Below are 19,067 nucleotides of genomic sequence, written 5' to 3'. Positions count from 1 at the left end.
ACTGTGATTCATTTATTTTACCGGCGCAGCCTCGACCGATCGAGCCACCATCAGCATTTCATCCTTCGATAAATCCTTGGAGGCAAGCATATAGTCCACTCCGTCATATGTCCAGGAGAGAGTATGCCCGGATATGGCTCCGATGGCAAACCCAAGATCTACCGGTTCACCGTTCATTTTGGTCGAAGCAAGAGTTGTTTTTGCAGGTTCGGCTTTTTCCTGAATCAACGTATAGCTTTGTTCCCCTCCATATGTCAGCACAAAACGTTTGCCATTAGCGGCGGTAAGCTCTTCTTCGTCAATCAGCTCCACGCCGTCAATCTTTGCGGTCGGCCTCTTGACAGTGAAGGCTGTGTCCTTCGGTTCACCCATCACAGGTGCGAGCTGTGCGCTTGTCATGTTGCGTTTCATATCGAAGGATCCCTTATCGAAGGAAGAATTGAACTTCACCTTGGTGAATTCAACCGATACCAGTGTATTTTTATCCGGATCCTGCACTTTGACGCTCACCGGTGACAAGTCCTTCTGGCTGAAGGTAATGACTTGAAAAGGAAGCATTTTGTTATTCTGATAGCGCGTCTTGGTTTCAAACACATAGTGCTTTTTCGTCTTTTTAAACACGGCATCCTTATCTTCCATAACATCCTTCACAAGCGACTCGAACAGATAAGCCTGACTGCTGTTCTTAGGCCATTCACTTTGAAACTTAAAGCTTTTATTGAGGGCTGGAGTCAGGACGAATACACCTTCCTTGTTCCGCAATATCATCTGGCTCTGATCCTTCTTCGGATTCTTCAGGTTGACTCTGTAAAAATCCGGGTTCTTATGCCAGACTTCCACATTATAAACCTGGGGATCTTCTCCCATCTGAAGAGTCATTTTGGCGTTCGCTTTGTATCCCTTCATTGAAGTTACCTTTTCATCCAAGGCGCTCACCACATCTTCCTGCGACTTCGCTCCGCAGGCGGACAGGGCGGCCATCAGCAAGAATCCAGCAACAACCACCAACCACTTTCTCATCTCTTCAACCCCTTTTTTTATTTAAAAGGGAGAGGAAAAGGCGGATCAAAAGACATTGAGGGATTGCTCCAATCAACCTGCTCCCGGGGCTGCCCGAAAAAAGTTCCGGACGGTCCACAGGCTGTCTTAGAAGTTATTATGAACAACCTTTCCAGCAACACACTTTAACCAGGCCTTGTCTCTCCTATAGCACTACCATGTATATGAGGAGGGACTGGCCAATATGTCCAAAGAAAATGACAGGCTGTTCACACTTCTTCGATGACTACCTGGGCGGCTGCGTAATGGGCAGTATGGGTAATGCTGAGATGGACGCCCCTTGATACAGGGCTTATGAACACCGGCTTACCGCTTTCCGCTTTTGCAATCTCAATATCCAGAAAAGACAGGCTGGAGCCGATACCCGTTCCGGAAGCCTTCGCAAAAGCCTCCTTGGCAGCAAACCTGCCGGCTAAATATTCTATTTTCCGCTTTTCTCCAAGCATAGAGAATTGTTTTCTTTCGTTTGGCGTTAATATCCGCTCCGGAAGCCTGGGCTGCCTTTTCAGCAGCTCCTCGATTCTGTGGATTTCCACAAGGTCCATTCCTATTCCCTTTATCAACGAAAAGACCTCCCTTCTTATTCATATAGCCAGTCATATCCCGCGCCTGGAGCGTGTACAATTTAAAGCAGGCATTTTTAGCGGAAAGGATGTTTTTATTTGTTTGCCCGTAATGAGGACCCCGCCCAATTTTATAAGATCTATCCCGCGGCTGCCTTTTTGGTCATAATCAATGTTTCTGTCTATTTACTGATCAGCCTTCCCATCTTTCCGGCTTCAGTTATTTTCAAAAGCATGTATGGAGTCAATCTTTATATAGTAGAAGGAGACTACTGGCGGCTGATCAGCCCCGTCTTCCTGCACGGCACATTCAGCCACCTTGTATTCAACAGCATTTCCCTTATTATCCTGGCACCATTCATTGAACGGACTCTCGGCTCATGGCGCTTTTTAGTCATTTATCTGGTGTCCGGGGCAGGCGGCAACGCAGCCACATACTTCGCCGAACCGCCCACTTTTACCCATACCGGGGCAAGCGGTGCTGTGTTCGGCCTCCTGGGCTTCTATCTGGCCGTCATATGTTTTAAAAAAGACTGGCTGTCTTCACAAAACTCCCGTATGCTGCTTACGCTGTCCGTGATTGGCATAACGATGACTTTCCTGCAGCCGCAGATCAATATATGGGGTCATATCGGAGGCTTGCTATCAGGATTCGGGTTATCTTCCCTTCTTCTCCTGAATAAGAAGTCCATTAATGAGTAAACCAGTTCATGATAGACTGAGCATCTTTGTTCTCTAAATCTCTGACTTTCCCTGATGCTGCCCCTGTTCCGGAAATAATGACTGCCGTTATCGTCCGGAGACCGCCGGCGCGCTGCAGCGGGGATGCTGATATTTGAAGGGATTGAATCTTTTCTTTATGAATCAGATAAGTGTTCCTTGAGATCCCCCTGTTCCTGAGCATTAAAAGGTTATCTGCCATATGCCAGCCAGCATCCCGGAAACAGCTGCGGCCAAACAGAACTGCTGCTGCGACAAGGGAAAATGACGCATACCCCCATCCCGGAAACAGGATACTGATAACTGCTGCAACAGGCAGGCAGATCAAGACCGGTCTTCCTATGAATCTATATTTGGAGCGGTTCGCTGCACCGTGCAGGCTTCCGGGGAGTGAATATTCCGGAAGCAGGGAGCCGAATATGCCTTCAAGCTTCTCTCTTTTGATCAGCGGAAGCAAAATCGTTTTGGAATGGCCCCTCCCTTTTGTCCCTCCTGCATAATAAAGAGATACACTCACATATCCTAACGGCTGCCGGAACGGATTTTCACTGATGCGGATAGCCTGGATTTTTTTAAATGGAATCGTTACCTGCCTCGTCTCAATCAGGCCGCTTGAAACGATAAGGTCAGAACTTGTTCTTTCCACGGAAAAATTGGCAAGTTTGAGCAGGATATTAATAATGGCGGCACCATATGCCAAAAGGAACGCAGCCAGGAGAAGCAGCACGATCGCTGCTGAACCCGAAGCGGCATAATCCTCAATCCCGAGAAGCACTCTTCTGTACGGAATCACCTCCTGAAACTGCAGCAAAACAGCAGCAGCGCCGGAGAATATAACCCCCACCCTCCCGGATGTGGCTGCAAAGATCCAGAGATCGCGATTGGCTGGGCTATAGGTCTTTCTTTCAGGGTGTTCCCCACGGGGCGGCAGGACAGCCTGCCTGCCTTCCTTAATGATCTGTCCCAGCGCTTCCGCCTTCCTGCTCGTAATGGCTTCTAGGACCGCTTCCGGTTCGCCCCCTTTTGTTCCACCGGCAGTCTCTATCTTGACGCTGACCACCTTGAACAGCCGCTGAATCACTCCCTGTGTAATATCAAGCGACTGAATTTTATCGAGGCGGATATAACGGCTTTTTTTCAAGAGGACTCCCTGATAGATACGCAGCTCCCCTTCGGCGATTCCATAAGAAAAACTTCTCCAGCGAAAAATGCCGACTCCAATGCTTATAGCGACCGGCAGGATAGAATACAGCAGCTGATATCCGGCGCCTTCTCCTCTGCCGCTTGCAAGCAGCAGAAGGAACGGAAGCAGGATTCCCTTGAGCGTCCTTAAAGTGCTCACAAGGATGCCGGCCGGATGCAGCCGCTCAAACTCAAACATCTTCTTCCTCCACACTGGCCATGGCAGATATGTATTTCCGTAACTGTTCCGCTTCACCCAGGGCTAGCGCCGGAATTTCATGTGAGGAGGCAGCAGTCGACACCTCGACGGAAGACAGTCCATACCGCGCAAGGAGCGGACCCTGTTTCGTATCCACATGCTGAACCCTGGCCATCGGGATAAGCGTCCTCTTGATCACAAACATTCCTTTTTGGATTTCAATTTCCTTCTCCCGCACCTCATATCTCCAGTGCCGGATCCTGAGAGCGGGAAACACCCATACGCCAAAGACCGTACCCAGAAGGGCAGCGAGCGATAGGACATAAGGGATCCACATGGGAATGCCCCTGTACACATACAGCATAAACGCCCCTCCTGCCACGGCCCATCCTATCAGGGAAAGAAGCAGGCTGCTGATCATCCACACCTTTTTTGCTTGATTAGAAATTCGATTTTCCGGTCCCACAAAATCTCCCCAGCTTCCTTTATGTTCTTACCAAAGTATACTATATCCAGGTACTTTAAGCTTCGGCAGACGAAAGGCCGCTTTCTGAACCATGCTCCCCCGGTTTTGGACTGTCACTTAAGATTAAAGCTTGCTGAACTTACGATTTCCACTTGTGAAGAACTCTTTAAGTCCTCCATCAATCGAAACAGCGCCTCATCCTTTTTCTTTGCTTCAATCATACAATCAATCTGGGGGACTGATCCTTTGATGGATTCTAAAAAGCGCAGGAACATCCCGCTGTCTACAAAATCCGCATGAGCCCTGAATTCTTTTTCGGACCGGGGGCTCGAGATGTGCATCTTGACCGGAAGCTTCGAGTGAGTCCATGTGCCAAGAATCCGCTCCCAGCTCCCCTCCCAGTCTTCCGCTCCCCTGTTATGGGCTAGATGATGGTGATAATCAAATACCAGCGGGATGCCGAGCTTTTCACAAAGATACAAGGTATCATTCAGGGTAAAGGTCGTGTCATCGTTCTCAAGCATAATCATCTTTTGCAGTCCCGCTGGTATCAGCCCCCAATTATGGATAAATTGCTCGAGGGCTTTTTCGATATTGTTATAGCCCCCGCCGACATGCAGCACACACCGGTGTTCCGGATCAATCCCCATTCCCTTAAGCAGTCCTTCATGCATCCGCAAGGTTCTGATTGACATATTCAGTACTTCCTTGACGATTCCATTAAGAATGACAAAATGATCCGGATGAAAGTCGACCCTCATCTCAGGATGCTCGACTAAAAACCGGGCGATTTCAGCAAGGGCTGCCTTCAAGGGCTTCAGATAATCCCACCCGGGGAGCTCCTCATGATTGGCCAGAGGGATGATCCTTGAAGTCAGGCGGAAAAAGTGGATATCATTCGCCAGATTATGCCTGAGCAGCCTCAGGCAGTTGTGTATATTTTCTACAGCTATCCTCTCCAGCTTGCGGATGGCAGCCTCCCTGTCCTTAAGCTTCGAGAACTGTGCAAAAGTCATCGTCTTAGACGGAGATGCATTCTGCAGCTCCATACTCATCGCCACATACCCCAGGCGCACGATCGTCATATAGATCCCTCCCCGATTCTTTTTTATAAGTATTCCATACTGCTTCAATATCTATGACTGTAGCGTGATTTCCCTTTTCATCAGAAAACTGGAGACTTATAGGGTCTAATCCGATTGAGGACTGGAAACGAAAAAAAGGACCCCAAAAGGGATCCTTTGACATATTAATATTGTTTTTCTCTTTTGCTGCCGCCTTGGCCGCCTCTGCCAGCAGGTTTTCTGCCGCGTTTTTGGCCATATTCACGTCGGCCGCCGCCTGAAGAAGTCTGGCCTCTTCCGCTTCGGCTTCCGCCGCGGTCTCCGCCTCTTCCGCGCTTAGAGAAAGCAGGTGCTTCTTCTGTAAGCTTGATTGGAGTCTGATCTGGCTCTTTTGTCATCAATTTAATAACAGAAGCCAGTACGTCTGAAGCCTCGTACTTGTTTAGAAGCTCTTGGGCAGTAGCCAGGTAAAGAGAGAAATCTTCTCCTTCAACTGCAGAGACGATTTTTTCCATAACCGCTTTCTGCTGGCCTTCAACAGCCTCGCTCAAGGTTGGCGGCTGCATTTTGTCCATACGCTTTTTCGTTGTATTTTCGATGGCATACAACTGGGATCTTTCACGGTATGTTACAAATGAAACAGCTTCGCCTGTTTTCCCTGCACGCCCTGTCCGCCCGATTCGGTGAACATAGCTTTCAGGATCCTGAGGAATGTCAAAGTTGTAAACATGTGTAACGCCTGAAATATCAAGGCCGCGGGCAGCTACATCAGTCGCTACCAGCACATCGATGCTTCCTTCTTTGAATTTCTTAAGAACAGACAGACGCTTCGCCTGGCTCAGGTCTCCGTGGATTCCTTCTGCCATATAGCCTCTCACATTAAGTGCCGATGACAGTTCATCAACCCGTCTTTTTGTACGTCCAAATACGATCGCAAGCTCTGGAGTCTGGATATCAAGCAGGCGTGTAAGTGTATCGAACTTTTCGCTTTCCTTCACTTCGATGAAAGACTGCTTGATTTTAGAAACCGTCATTTCCTTCGCTTTCACTTTGACCACTTTTGGTTCGCTCATGAACTTTTCAGCGATCTTCCTGATCGGTTCAGGCATTGTAGCTGAGAATAACAGAGTCTGTCTGTTTTCTTCAGGAACTGTAGACAGGATTGATTCGATATCTTCGATGAATCCCATGTTCAGCATTTCATCCGCTTCATCAAGGACTACCGTGCTGACATTCCCTAAGCGGATCGTCTTACGATTGATGTGGTCAAGGAGTCTTCCTGGTGTACCTACAATGATATGCGGTTTTTTCTTAAGGGCACGGATCTGGCGGTCAATATCCTGTCCGCCGTATACTGCCATAACGCGTACGCGTTTTCCGAAGCCAAGTTTGTACAATTCTTCAGAAACCTGGATGGCAAGCTCACGTGTTGGAGCAATACAGATGCTTTGAATCTGATCTTCTTTGATGTCAATTTTCTCCATCAACGGAATACCAAAAGCTGCCGTCTTACCTGTACCTGTCTGTGCCTGGCCGATGATATCCTCACCTTGGATGGCAAGAGGAATCGTTTGTGCCTGGATTGGAGTTGCTTCTTCAAACCCCATTTTTTCGATTGATCTTAATGTGGACTTATCAAGTCCTAATTCACTAAACAAAGTCAATTTTTCCCTACTCCTTTAAACTTTAAGATTTTTTTAGGATCTTAAGAAAAAGCTTTTTCAGTCGCCTAAAAGAATGGCTAATAGCAAGATAGGAATGCATTCAGGAATACGCTGGCAGACGCCAGTATGGAAATCAGCCATTCCTTCAGGCAGGAGCGGCTTTTGTATGAATCCACGTTCAATATGACAGGTGCATGGGACTGCCATCCGCGAAAATATGCCTAAAAGCATTCTTAAAAAGTGATGAAAGGTTCAAATCATATGAAAAGCCGCTTTTAGCGGCGAATAAGACCTCTTCGCTGGGCCATTTCTAATCAAGTGCTCCGCTTTCTGTAAAGAAAGCCGAAATGAAAAATCTCTTTCAAAAGAATAAAAGGCATAAACCAAAATTATAAATGCTGTTTATGGTCACCGGCATTTATACATCGGATTTTATCGCCTTAAAGAATATGTTAACAGTATAACAAAGCCTTTGCAACTAAGGAAAGTATTTGAAACAAACGTTTTTTGGATTGACAGCGCTCCCATTCCTGTTGATGCTCACTTCATGCATTTTATAAATATATATTCCCCCCTTACCCTAAAAAGCATCCGGCTCTGCCGCCCTCGTTTCTTCATTCCTAAGATTGCCGGACTGGCTGTAAATTATACGTCCGGAGCTTGTTGGACTTTGACAGGATCCCGTCACATCCAGTCATTGAATTCTCCGCCAGGATATGAGCCTGCTCATCGGAAATCCGCAGAGACACGAAAGAAAATCCGGAGACATCAGCCCCCGGATTTACCGCTTAAGAATATTAGCCGTACGGCTCTTAGGATAACAGTTTCAGGCGTGGTTCTCTATAGCACCCGCTGGCGTCCATCCCCTCTCCTTGGTATAGAAGGCCCCTTTTTATTAATTCTGCAGGGCTTCCACTACCTTTTCGAGTTCCATACCCCGGGAAGCCTTTACGAGTACAAGATCATTTTCAGAAACGGTTTCCTTCAGGGACTCGGCAAGCGCCGTCTTGTCCTGGAATACGCGGACATCACTGCTGTTAAAACGCTCGGCAGCACCCTTGGCAATCCATTCTCCCAGTTCCCCGAATGTATATACCTTGCTGATGGCCGCAGGATCGATCAACTGGCCTACCTTGTAATGGAAATCCCGTTCGTCCGGCCCAAGTTCCAGCATATCGCCAAGCACAACGTACTTTTTATTGAAACCCGATATTCCTGCTGCCAATTCAATGGCCGCCTTCATGGATGTAGGGCTCGCATTGTAGGCATCATTGATGATGGTTTCGCCCCTGGTCCCTTTGGACATCTCCATCCTCATCGCAGTCAGCGTAATGTTCCTCAATCCTTCGATGATTTTATCCTGGGGCACCTCCAGGCACTGGGCAGCCGCGATGGCAGCCAGGCTGTTCAATACATTGTGGGTGCCGAGGACTGGAATGCTGAGCGTTTTCCCAGGCATCACATTCAGTTCAAAGCTTGTGTCCGAGGTTCCGCTTGTTATATGGAGCGGATACAGATCATTCGTATCCATCTTTCCGAAAGAACGTAATTCAAATGGAGCTCCCGGCTTTATGCGCTCTGAAAGGAGAGGTTCATCGCCAAAATAAATCAGCGTGCCGCCCGGCTTCAGTCCCTCTATGATTTCAAGCTTTGCTTCGGCAATTCCTTCTCTTGATCCAAGATCCAGCAGATGGGATTCCCCAATGTTTGTGATCACAGCAACGTCCGGCCTTCCCAATTGGGACAAGAACTTAATTTCGCCTTTCGCGCTCATGCCCATCTCAAGGACCACCACATCGGTATCCTGCGGCATGGAAAGGATCGTAAGCGGCAGGCCGAGATGATTATTGTAATTGCCGGAGGTTTTATGTACTTTATATACGGTGCCAAGGATGGATGCTGTCATATCCTTGGTTGTGGTCTTGCCATTGCTTCCGGTAATGCCGACAACCTTTGCTCCCAGTTCATTCCGATAGCTTTTCGCAAGCTCCTGGATGGCCAGCAGGGTATCCTCCACTACGATTATAGGAAGGTTTTCCGGCGGATTTGGCACATCCTTCTGCCAGAGGGCAGCCCCGGCTCCTTCTTCCAGAACCTTTTCAACAAAATCATGGCCGTCAACGCGTGCACCTTTAAAAGGCACAAACAGATTTCCCGGAGTGATTTTCCTTGTATCGATGGCAGCTCCTTCAAACATGGTCTCCTCAAAGCTGCTAATATCATTCAAGCCTCCGACGGTTTTATAAATCTCCGCCAATGTTTTTTTTATCATGGGATCCTCCTGCATATGTAATATTTCTATTTTCGAATAAAAGAGGCAGAAGCCTGATATCTGGTCGATTCCGCTTCTGCCCATGCCCCTGATTTTTGCCCAGTGCCAGGGGCTGTTTTTTTTTAGAATGTGTATTTTATCTTCTGTTTTTCCTCATGGCGCTCCACCGCATAGCCGACCAGCTTTTCAATCAGCTGAGGATAATCGACTCCTGTATGCTTCCAAAGCAGCGGGAACATACTGAAAGGTGTAAAGCCCGGCATAGTATTTACTTCATTGATATAAATTCTGTTATGGTCGTCGACAAAAAAGTCTGCCCTGACAAGGCCTGAGCAATCGAGAGATTTAAATGCCCGCACAGCCTGCTCCCTCAATTCTTCATATAAAGCCGGATCAAGCTCTGCCGGAATGATCATCGCTGTATCTCCATCTTCATACTTCGCCTTATAATCATAAAAATCCTTTTTAGCGACAATTTCACCGGCAACCGAAACTTCTGGATTATCATTCCCAAGAACACCCAGTTCAATCTCGCGTGCCTTCACACCTTGTTCAATGATGATTTTACGGTCAAATTGGAAGGCTTCTGCAAAGGCTGTTTCCAGCTCTTCACGGTTTGTACATTTGCTGATGCCCACACTTGAACCCAGATTGGCAGGCTTTACAAAGCATGGGTAGCCAATCTCGCTCTCTACTTTTTCATAAGAAGCTCCGCGGTTGTTTTCCCACTCGGAGCGGATGAACCATACATATCCTACCTGCGGCAGGCCGGCCTGCGCAAATATATTTTTCATGATGACTTTATCCATTCCGGCAGAGGAAGCAAGGACCCCATTGCCTACATAAGGAAGATTCAAGAGTTCAAGCATCCCCTGGACGGTCCCATCTTCTCCATTTGGACCGTGCAGCAGAGGGAAAATGACGTCGAACGATCCCTTTCCTTCCTCTTGAAGAGTGAGTGCCTGGTCCATTGATACCGGACTGATGCCGGACTTGAACTCCAGTTCTTTTATCGAAGAAGCCGGCGCAGTGAGCTGCGGGCCATTGACCCATTTTCCTTCCTCGGTTATGTAAATGGGATGAATGTCAAATTTATTTAAGTCAAGCGCTTTGATGACGGCAAGCGCTGTCTGCATGGATACCTTATGTTCAGCTGATTTTCCCCCGTAAAGCAGGCCCAGTTTTATTTTCATCATAAATACCTCCAATTATCTTTAAAGCACATTCTATTGTACCATTTATCCGGATAAACGAAACAAATTACCACTGTCTTCTATACTTATTTATAATGGAAAAACTTCCTTTTTTTCAGCATATGAAAGGAATGGCTGGACCTGTGCAGAAGGAACTCAAATTTAATGCTAGTGCGGCGAGACGATCCTAAGTCCAATTACCCCAATAATGATCATCAGCAGGAAAAAGGTGCGCAGGGGCGCTTTTGACTCCTTAAAGAAAATCATCCCCAGCACCACACTTCCGGCAGCGCCGATCCCTGTCCAAACTGAATAGCCAGTACTGAGGGGTATGGTCAGCAAGGCAATTGACAGGCAGTAAAAGCTGATTAAGGCTGCCCCGAAGGTCAGCAGGCTGTAAAAGGTATCCTTAAAACCATTTGAGAGCTTCATGAAAATCACAAAGCCGATCTCCCCAATGCCGGCAGCCAGCAAGAACAGCCAGTTCATGTTGTTTCATTCCCTTCTTTTGCGTTGTCTGTTGTGGTCAGCTTCAAACCAACGATCCCTGTGAGCAGGATGGCGAGAAAAACGATTTTCATCAAGCTTACAGCTTCTCCAATAAAAAAACCGATGACGACGGTACCCGCTGCTCCGATTCCCGTAAAGACGGCATAGCCTGTGCCGATCGGAATATGAGTGATCGCTTTTGAAAATAAATAAAAACTGATGACCATAAACACCAACGTAACAGCGGTGGGCAGGGCTTCAGTAAACCCTTCAGATTCCTTAAGTCCGAATGCCCAGATAATTTCCGTCAATCCGGCTATGATTAAATATATCCAGCTCCGTTTCATTGCATCAAGACTCCTTTTTTATAGATAACCAAAAGAATTTCCAGATTTGTTCCCGCCGTCTCAATAATTCATCCAATTCATACAGATGCTGCTCAAAGAACAGTCCGTCAAGCAGGCAGAAAAAACTGGAGTGAACATCATCAAGATTCAATTCCTTTAATACTTTCTTCTCCATCCCTAGATTCAGAATGGATTTCAGCATTTCTCCGGAAAGGACCTCGAAATGGATGATTTCCTTTTTGATGCGTTCATCCAGGCTCCTTGGCGGAAAGAACACAGCCCGCTTATAGAAAAGCAGCTCTTCCCCTTTTCCTGCAAAATCCCCCAGATGATAAAACAGCGCTTTTATATCCCGTTCTATCTCCCCGCTGTCCTTCTTTATCCCCTGAAGCTTTTCCATTTCCTTAAGAACAATATCCCTCAATACTGCCATATATAATTCTTCCTTAGAAGAAAAATGTGCATAGATAGAAGGTGTCTTAATTCCTACAGTCCTTGCTATCTGTGACAGGGCTGTACCCTCATAGCCCCCGGCTGCAAATAATTCAAGGGCTGTCTTCTTTATAAGATCCGCAGTGTTCAACCGGTTTACCGCCTTTCGGTTTTTACCTAACTATCGTTAGTTAGACTATAGCAGAAAGAAGATTGTTTGTCTTCTTTTGTTGTGCGGCTCTTTCCAGGGTTGTTCTTTGTGATGTGATTGCAGACTCCTGGGATACGCAATCTCTATGGAAGGAAAAACAGAGCCGATGCGTGATTGAAATGTCCTTCATCGGGGGATGAAGACCTTTTTGGAGCTGATGCGTGATCGAAATGTCCTTCATCGGGGGATGAAGACCTTTTTGCCGCTGAAGCGCGATTGAAATGTCCTTCTGCAGGGGGATGAAGACCTTTTCGGAGCTAATGCGCGATTGAAATGTCCTTCATCGGGGGGATGAAGACCTTTTTGGAGCTAATGCGCGATTGAAATGTCCTTCATCGGGGGGATGAAGACCTTTTTGGAGCTAATGCGCGATTGAAATGTCCTTCATCGGGGGGATGAAGACCTTTTTGGAGCTGATGAGTGAATGAAATGTCCTTCATCGGCGCAGGCACCACTTTCTTTTGCAGAAGCAGCCGCAAACGGAGCACATTCTCGCTCCAATTCCCCCTTTTGGCCGTTACATTGCAAAGATATCCTAAACTATTCTCCCTCACTCTAGTTTAGGCAGGCGAAAAAGAGATAAAAATAAAGAAGCTGATTTACATGGATTTTATCTATACACAAACTTATTGGCTGGACTCAACATAATGGGCTGTACTAAAAAACGTTGCTCTAGACCCACCATTTATCGATTTGGTAACATAGCAAAAGATTATTTACGAGGTGAGAACGTGGGAGCAAGAGAATCCATTGCAAAAAAAGTAGCCTGGATCAGCGTCTGGAGCAATATCATACTTACACTCGGGAAGATCCTTGTCGGTCTATCCGCTAATTCTGATGCCGTCTTCGCGGATGGAATTCATTCCGCGGCAGATGTATTCGCGTCTGTCATTGTCCTGCTTGTTATCAGGATCTCCAATAAACCTGCCGATGAGGACCATCCTTATGGCCATGGCAAGGCGGAGGTCATCGTTTCAGGCATTGTCGGCATTGTGTTATTATTAGTCTCCTTTTATATCGTGTACGAGGCGGTCATCGGCTTCTTCCACCCAATCGAGACACCGAATCTGATTGCAGTATGGGTTGCCCTGTTCTCCTATGTGACGAAGGAAATTCTGTACAGATATTCACTAAAGGTATCGAAAGAGTATAAGAGCAAAGCCATTGAAGCCATCGCATTTGATCATAAGGCGGATATTGCTGCCTCCATCGCAGCCGCTGCCGGTGTTTTCCTCTCCATCCTGGGCGGCAGGTTCCATATCGATATTTTGCTATACGGCGATAAGATTGCGAGTGTATTCGTGGCCTATCTGATCTTTAAAATAGCGCGGGAAATGCTTGCCGAGGCTTTTCATATCCTGCTTGAAAGAAGTGTGGCACCGGAAATTCTCCAGCAGTATATCGAGGTGATTGAAAGCTATAAGGACGTGAGGCGGATTGATAAAATCCGTGCAAGGGAGCATGGCCACTATATCCTGGTGGATATCCGTATTTCCATCGACCATGACAAGACCATTAAAGAGGGGCATGATCTCACAAGGGACATTCGGAATGCCCTCATCAACAAGTTTGAAAATGTGGAAGAAGTCCTGATCCACTTGAATCCGTATTTCCCAGCAGATGATCGTTAAGGAGCATAAATAACCGCAGGCCCATTTGGTGTCTGCGGTTATTTTTCAATCTGCCATTCTCTTGTTTTTCTTTGGAAGACAATATGCCCCGCAGGAATGCCTGTGGCGGCCGCTGTAAAATCCTCCATCATATCATCCATATTCACATAATCCCCGAGGAGCCAGAATGGAATTTCAATTCTGTTTCTGTTCTGCTGCATATGCCTGAAGGAAATAGCAGCCCCTTCTGCGAGATATGCCCGAAGTTCCTCCAGCACAGAGGCAGGCATTGCCCCGTACTCTGCCTTCTTCCGGAGGCCGCCAAGCCAGGATTTTTCCCTCTTGAGCAGTTCCAGTTTTAATGGGATCAGATTCCCAAGTATTTCATAAAAAGTATCCATGGAGCGGTAATACGTTTTATTAAACCAGCCATCGTCGTGGGCAAGATAAACAAACGAATTGTTGAGCTGACGGTAGAAGGGGGGCTTCAGATGTCCTTTGCAATGACCGAGGTAAAGCAGTTCTGCTATCTCATGGCCGTCCAATTGATCAAGGCTGCCTTCTTCTCCAAAGTCGATCCAGCAGAAATCTCCGTAGCTGTATACATTCTGCTTCATCAAACTCGGCAGCTCTTCCCGGGTCACATAGTCCATGAGCGTATTCAAATTGAATTCTCCATCCTCATATTTATGCTTTAATAGCAGCAGATTAGGGAGAACCTGGTTCAGGCTCGCTGTAAATTCCTTGAACTCCATCCCGTAGGAAACTACAAACCTTTCAGAAGCCTGCAGATGAAGGTATAAAACATCCCGAGTCTCTAATTTCATTTATTTTTACCTCCGATATGAAAACCATCCATCCTGCCAATCCGCTTCATAATCCGCTGGACTCAAGCACCGGTGGATCATGGACTATTTCCATTCTGTCCGAAATAATAAGTAAATATATCATATATAGGGAACATTTACTATTATAGCAAATTGCAGCAGCTGACGAGCGTGGGCAGTATAACCTATCTTTTTCTGCGGAAAAGGGGCGGAGCTGTATGTATCATAATGCTTCCAACAGCTGTGTGCGCACATCATTGATCTTCCTGGCATTCTGCGCCTGCGCCTTACTCCTCTCCACCGCCTTATTGTGTTTGTTCCTGCCCTTGTCCAGGTTCCATTCTATGCATGGGCTGCGAGCAGAAAATTCATGTTTGTTTTATATCATAGCCCAGCTCCTCTATTGCCTTTATAATTTGCGGGAGTCCGTTCTGTTCCTCATCATAATTCAGTTCAACTTTCTCATCATACAGATGGACAGTAACCTGTTCAACCCCTCCAAGCCTTGACAATTTATCCTCAATGGAGACTGCACACTGTTTGCAGGTCATACCTTTAACACCAAGCTCAGCTTTCATCACAAACCTCTCCTTTCAAGTCTTGTTTACCTCTACCTTCCATGCCGCCCATTGAAACCTGCACGATTGTCAAGGGTAGAGCAAAAGTTCGGATAAAATAAAGAAATGCTGTAAAATAGCAGGGCAGACATCATGGAACAAAAGGAGACTTTTTTGTGCTGACCATATATCTTGTAAGACATGGAAAAACAGAATGGAATGTTGCCACGAGGTGGCAGGGCTGGGGTAACGGGGAATTGACCCCTGAAGGCGTGATGGGCGCTGAACGCCTTGCCGGCCGGCTGCAGGATGAGCCGATTGACCTGGTGTATTCAAGTTCGAGCAAAAGAGCCTGGCATACGGCTGAGATCATCATTGGAAACAGGCCGATCCAGATCCTGAAGGATGACCGCCTTCGCGAAATGCATTTTGGCGACTGGGAAGGCCGGACCAAGGCAGATGTTATCAGCCAATATGCCAATGAAGTAAAAGCTTTCTGGGAAACCCCGCATTTATATATCCGCGATCAGGGTGAACTGTTCCAGGATGTATACGCACGGGCCGAAAATATATGGAATGAATTATTGGAAAAGCATACTTCAGGAACGCTTCTGATCGTTTCCCACTCGATCTTTTTAAGGGTGCTGCTTTCTTTCATTAAAAAAACACCCCTCCAGGATCTATTCAATCAGACTCCCCTTTTGAACACGAGTCTGACCAAAATTGAAGTGAAAAAGGGACAGCCTGAAATCATCTTTCAAGGAGACGTTTCCCATCTTCCCCTGCAGGAATAAAAACAAAAGGAAGCCTCATGAAACATGCAGTTCCGCCCCTTTCCCACAAAAAAACCGGCGTCCCGTAAACGGGTACGCCGGTTCTTATTTATGGAAGGTCCCGGTATAGGCTGCCTCCGGCCGGTAAATGGCATTATCCTCCGCCTGCTCGAGTACATGTGCACACCATCCTGCTGTACGGGCTGCGGTGAAGGTCGGGGTGAAAAGGTCTGCATCAAAACGGATGGCCCGCATGACTGCGGCGGCGTAAAACTCTACATTTGTATAGAGCCGCCTGCCCGGTTTATATTCAGCAAGCAGGCGGATGGCCCGGCCTTCTACATAGCGTGCCAGATCCAGCCATTTATCCTGCCGGCCAATGCCTTCAGCAAGTGAACTTAATGCAACGGCCCGCGGATCCTGCGTCCGGTAGACACGGTGCCCGAATCCCATAAGCTTCTCTCCCCTCTCTAATCTGCCGCGCAGCCAATCCTCTGCTCTTTCTTTGCATCCTATTTCATCCAGCATGGCGGTGACCGCGCTTGGCGCCCCGCCATGAAGAGGACCTTTCATCGTCCCGATTGCCCCGCATACCGCAGAAACGAGATCTGATTCCGATGAGCTGATCACCCTCGCTGAAAAGGTGGAAGCATTCAGTCCATGCTCCATTCCAAGGATCATATAGGCTTCGAGGGCCCTGGCATGTACAGGATCAGGAGTTTGTCCGCTCAGCATAAACAGATAGTTTTCCACATGACTTAAATCTGCCCGGGGTTCATGATGCCGGGTACCGTTCCTTGTGTGATGATAGTAGGCAATGATTGAAGGAATCATGCCGGTTATCCAGGCTGATTGATCGGTGGTGGGCTTCCAGCCGTATTCTTCTGCCCCCAGCGCAGATACTGCTGTACGGAGCGCTTCCATAAAGCCCGTTTCTGACGGGAGCATATCAAGGATCTTCCTGATATATTGGGGCAGGACCCTTGCCTCCCTCATTCTGTCTTCCAATCCGGACAGCTCTTCTCTGCTTGGCAGCCTTTTGTGCCAGAGCAGATAACAAACCTCCTCAAAGCTGCATTCTTCAGCCAGTTTGCGGGCTTCATGTCCCCTGTACACAAGAACGCCCTGCTCTCCATCGATAAAGCTGATTTTTGTTTCCGCCGCTGTAATCCCTTTTAAACCTTTTGCTATCAAGAGAATCCCCTCCTTATCTCCTTATCTATTTATTATATCTGGTCCAATTGATATATAATAATGAATAATCAGACAATTTTTGATTATGAATATTAATCAGGAGGGAGGGAATATCCTTGGAATTCAAATGGCTGAAAACCTTCATTACGGCCGCAGAGCTTGAAAACTTCCGCCAGACGGCAGAGGAGTTATTTATTTCACAGCCAACTGTAAGTGTTCATATAAAACTCCTCGAAGAAACCCTTGATGTCCTGCTTTTTGAGCGGATTGGCAGACGTGTGCTTCTTACCGAAGCGGGAAGGAGATTCCTTCCCCACGCTGTGGCAGCAGCCAGGTCCTATAAGGGTGGGCTTGAAGACCTGCACCGCTTGAAGCAGGGACTGGCGAAAAAGCTTACACTGGCCATCTCCCCGCTCATCGCTTCCTCCATCATGCCTTTGATCCTCCACAAATATATGGAGCTGAATCATGACCTGGAATTAGAGGTCCAGGTGCTTGAATCGAAAGACATCGGCAGTGCGGTCCTGTCGGGGAAAGCAGATCTCGGCTTATCTCGGATGAATATTCTCCATCCTGAATTGATTGTCAGCCCGCTTTATGAGGATAGGCTGCTGCTCTGCGGACCGAGGGACGGACGGGATATTGAAAGCGGACCTCCCCTCGATGCGGTTGAAATCCTCTCCACCAAGAGGCTCATCATCCATAACCACCCTGAGTATTGGGAAGGACTGCTGAAGGAGCTGAATCGCCGCCTTCCTTTACAGACCATGGTTGTCTCAGAGGTCCATGTTACAAAGCGTTTCATTGAGGAGGGGCTGGGCGTTTCATTCCTTCCTGTTTCTACCGTGCGGAGAGAGCTCCTTGAGGGAAGGCTGCTTGAAATAGATTTCCCGCTATTCCCCCTGCCTGCCGCACGAACTTATACAGTCATGAAGTATCAACACTCCATTCAGCTTGACTTCCTGTCTTTTTTGAAAAAATTCCGCCTCCCGTGATGCGGTCAGGCGGAAAACACAAAAAGGCGGTGGAGCTGAGCAAGACGCCGGCAGGAAAGCTGATTATGTTCACACCTGCTTACCGGAAGCCTCATGATATCTGCAGCTCCGCCCCTTTTTCACAGAAAACCAACATGAGTTTTCTGCTCACAACCCATATATGGAAAAGAACATAGAGAAGAGCAGGAACAATCACAATAAGGCGGTGGAGCGGAACAAGACACACCAGGAATGCCAGGAAGATGCATGATGTGCGCACCCAGCTGCAGGAAGCCTTTTAATCCATGCAGCTCCGCCCCTTTTCCAAAGAAAAAAAGAAACAAATTTCTCTGTCTCCTCAATTTTCGCCATAGAGCCTTTTTTTCTTGAACACACGTATAATGGCTTTGCTTAGCACAAACACGACAAATAACAGTAAAATGGCCAGCCCTAACTCATTTTGGCCTGCAAGCTTCGCAAGGACACTGAGTGTGGTAGTCAGATACAGGAGCCCAAGCATCATCTTGATCTCTGCACTGGTGAAATAATTGGTCAATCTGACTCCAGCCTGCGCTCCCAGGAGGCCGCCGGCAAGAAGGAGCACCGGAAGTTTATAATCGAATTCCACATTCAGCGCATAGCTGGTGAAGCCGGCTGCCACAACCATTAAGACACCGACTATGCTTGTGCCAACAGCCTTTTTCGCTGATTCACCAAAGAAAGAAATCAAAAGCGGAACAATGATAAAGCCTCCGCCGACTCCGAGTGCAGAGGAGACGAAGCCGCCGGCAAAACCGATCAAGACAAGTGTCATGATTGGCCTGCGTACCATGCCCTGCCCCTTCCCTGAAGCAGTCTTTTTACTTTTTTTCAACATAGAAAAGGCAAAATATAGAAGCAGCACGATATAGAAAATGGGAATCACTGTATCATCGTATCCTTTTTCCTCAATGAAAAAGATGAGCGGCTGTGCGAGCTGGGTGGCTGCAATCCCGCTGAGGCCAATGATCAGCGAGTTCTTCAGGTTCGTATTTTTCTGCCTGAAGTGGCCCGCCATCCCCGAGACAGAAGTGCCCATTGTATAAAACAGGCTGACCGTGATGGCTTCCACCGGTCGGACTCCGGTTAAAAGCAGGATAGGCGTCAAAAACATTCCGCCCCCAATACCGAACAACCCCGACATAATGCCGATCACAGCACCGAGCACAATATAAAAAAGTATAAGATCCATTTCTAAAACTCCTAACACTATCACTACATCTATCTTACCA

Annotated in this window: 19 protein-coding genes; 4 read left to right on the top strand and 15 right to left on the bottom strand. The window is 47.4% G+C overall.

The window, feature by feature from the left end:
- Positions 1–12 precede the first annotated feature (12 nt).
- Positions 13–1,020, bottom strand: a complete 1,008-nt coding sequence (locus tag V1498_RS01355; RefSeq protein ID WP_409296559.1) for a LolA family protein — start codon at positions 1,018–1,020, stop codon at positions 13–15.
- 248 nt (positions 1,021–1,268) lie between these two features.
- The gene (gene acpS, locus V1498_RS01350; protein WP_409296558.1) at positions 1,269–1,622 is read right to left on the bottom strand and encodes a holo-ACP synthase; all 354 of its coding nucleotides are present in this window, start codon (positions 1,620–1,622) and stop codon (positions 1,269–1,271) included.
- 99 nt (positions 1,623–1,721) lie between these two features.
- Between acpS and V1498_RS01345 the strand changes: the two genes are divergently transcribed.
- Entirely contained in the window at positions 1,722–2,324 is a 603-nt protein-coding gene (locus V1498_RS01345; RefSeq protein WP_409296557.1) for a rhomboid family intramembrane serine protease, read from the top strand.
- Here V1498_RS01345 and V1498_RS01340 read toward each other — a convergent pair.
- The 9 genes from V1498_RS01340 to V1498_RS01300 all read right to left on the bottom strand — a co-directional run bounded on the left by V1498_RS01340 (position 2,314) and on the right by V1498_RS01300 (position 11,801).
- Positions 2,314–3,723, bottom strand: coding sequence for a PH domain-containing protein (locus V1498_RS01340; RefSeq protein WP_409296556.1), 1,410 nt, complete (start codon positions 3,721–3,723; stop codon positions 2,314–2,316). The genes V1498_RS01345 and V1498_RS01340 overlap by 11 nt on opposite strands.
- A complete protein-coding gene (locus V1498_RS01335) occupies positions 3,716–4,189 on the bottom strand; it encodes a PH domain-containing protein (RefSeq protein ID WP_409296555.1) in 474 nt (157 codons plus the stop codon). The genes V1498_RS01340 and V1498_RS01335 overlap by 8 nt, the downstream gene beginning before the upstream one ends.
- A gap of 113 nt (positions 4,190–4,302) precedes the next feature.
- The gene (uvsE, locus tag V1498_RS01330) at positions 4,303–5,274 is read right to left on the bottom strand and encodes a UV DNA damage repair endonuclease UvsE (protein ID WP_409296554.1); all 972 of its coding nucleotides are present in this window, start codon (positions 5,272–5,274) and stop codon (positions 4,303–4,305) included.
- Positions 5,275–5,438: 164 nt separating this feature from the next.
- Positions 5,439–6,917, bottom strand: a complete 1,479-nt coding sequence (locus V1498_RS01325) for a DEAD/DEAH box helicase (RefSeq protein WP_409296553.1) — start codon at positions 6,915–6,917, stop codon at positions 5,439–5,441.
- Between the two features lie 895 nt (positions 6,918–7,812).
- Positions 7,813–9,189, bottom strand: coding sequence for a UDP-N-acetylmuramoyl-tripeptide--D-alanyl-D-alanine ligase (locus V1498_RS01320; protein WP_409296552.1), 1,377 nt, complete (start codon positions 9,187–9,189; stop codon positions 7,813–7,815).
- A 122-nt stretch (positions 9,190–9,311) separates the two neighbouring features.
- Positions 9,312–10,382: a D-alanine--D-alanine ligase gene (locus tag V1498_RS01315; RefSeq protein WP_409299088.1), complete on the bottom strand. Its 1,071-nt coding sequence runs from the start codon at positions 10,380–10,382 to the stop codon at positions 9,312–9,314.
- Positions 10,383–10,550: 168 nt separating this feature from the next.
- The gene (locus V1498_RS01310; RefSeq protein WP_409296551.1) at positions 10,551–10,871 is read right to left on the bottom strand and encodes a DMT family transporter; all 321 of its coding nucleotides are present in this window, start codon (positions 10,869–10,871) and stop codon (positions 10,551–10,553) included.
- Complete coding sequence (locus tag V1498_RS01305) at positions 10,868–11,218, bottom strand: DMT family transporter (protein ID WP_409296550.1); 351 nt, start codon at positions 11,216–11,218, stop codon at positions 10,868–10,870. Before V1498_RS01305 ends, V1498_RS01310 begins: the two co-directional genes overlap by 4 nt.
- A gap of 4 nt (positions 11,219–11,222) precedes the next feature.
- Positions 11,223–11,801, bottom strand: a complete 579-nt coding sequence (locus tag V1498_RS01300) for a TetR/AcrR family transcriptional regulator (protein ID WP_409296549.1) — start codon at positions 11,799–11,801, stop codon at positions 11,223–11,225.
- 791 nt (positions 11,802–12,592) lie between these two features.
- On the opposite strand from V1498_RS01300, the gene V1498_RS01295 reads away from it, so the two are divergent.
- Entirely contained in the window at positions 12,593–13,492 is a 900-nt protein-coding gene (locus V1498_RS01295) for a cation diffusion facilitator family transporter (RefSeq protein ID WP_409296548.1), read from the top strand.
- 38 nt (positions 13,493–13,530) lie between these two features.
- Here the strand turns inward: V1498_RS01295 and V1498_RS01290 are convergent, their stop codons facing one another.
- Both V1498_RS01290 and V1498_RS01285 read right to left on the bottom strand, forming a co-directional pair.
- On the bottom strand, positions 13,531–14,298 hold the full coding sequence (locus tag V1498_RS01290) for a hypothetical protein (RefSeq protein ID WP_409296547.1): 768 nt from the start codon (positions 14,296–14,298) through the stop codon (positions 13,531–13,533).
- A gap of 368 nt (positions 14,299–14,666) precedes the next feature.
- Positions 14,667–14,876: a heavy-metal-associated domain-containing protein gene (locus V1498_RS01285; protein ID WP_409296546.1), complete on the bottom strand. Its 210-nt coding sequence runs from the start codon at positions 14,874–14,876 to the stop codon at positions 14,667–14,669.
- A 155-nt stretch (positions 14,877–15,031) separates the two neighbouring features.
- Between V1498_RS01285 and V1498_RS01280 the strand changes: the two genes are divergently transcribed.
- Positions 15,032–15,649 carry a histidine phosphatase family protein gene (locus V1498_RS01280; RefSeq protein ID WP_409296545.1) on the top strand — a complete coding sequence of 206 codons (618 nt, stop codon included), beginning with the start codon at positions 15,032–15,034 and terminating at the stop codon, positions 15,647–15,649.
- 84 nt (positions 15,650–15,733) lie between these two features.
- Here the strand turns inward: V1498_RS01280 and V1498_RS01275 are convergent, their stop codons facing one another.
- Positions 15,734–16,822 carry a citrate/2-methylcitrate synthase gene (locus V1498_RS01275; protein ID WP_409296544.1) on the bottom strand — a complete coding sequence of 363 codons (1,089 nt, stop codon included), beginning with the start codon at positions 16,820–16,822 and terminating at the stop codon, positions 15,734–15,736.
- Positions 16,823–16,938: 116 nt separating this feature from the next.
- Between V1498_RS01275 and V1498_RS01270 the strand changes: the two genes are divergently transcribed.
- Positions 16,939–17,817 (top strand): LysR family transcriptional regulator, encoded by an 879-nt coding sequence (locus tag V1498_RS01270; RefSeq protein WP_409296543.1) that lies wholly within the window; start codon positions 16,939–16,941, stop codon positions 17,815–17,817.
- A 337-nt stretch (positions 17,818–18,154) separates the two neighbouring features.
- On the opposite strand, the gene V1498_RS01265 is transcribed toward V1498_RS01270, so the two are convergent.
- Complete coding sequence (locus tag V1498_RS01265) at positions 18,155–19,027, bottom strand: sulfite exporter TauE/SafE family protein (protein WP_409296542.1); 873 nt, start codon at positions 19,025–19,027, stop codon at positions 18,155–18,157.
- Between the last annotated feature and the right edge of the window lie 40 nt (positions 19,028–19,067).

It is taken from the genome of Paraperibacillus marinus, from assembly GCF_046237605.1.
Classification (GTDB): Bacteria; Bacillota; Bacilli; order Bacillales; family DSM-1321; genus Paraperibacillus; species Paraperibacillus marinus.
This window is presented reverse-complemented; position numbering and strand designations above follow the sequence as displayed.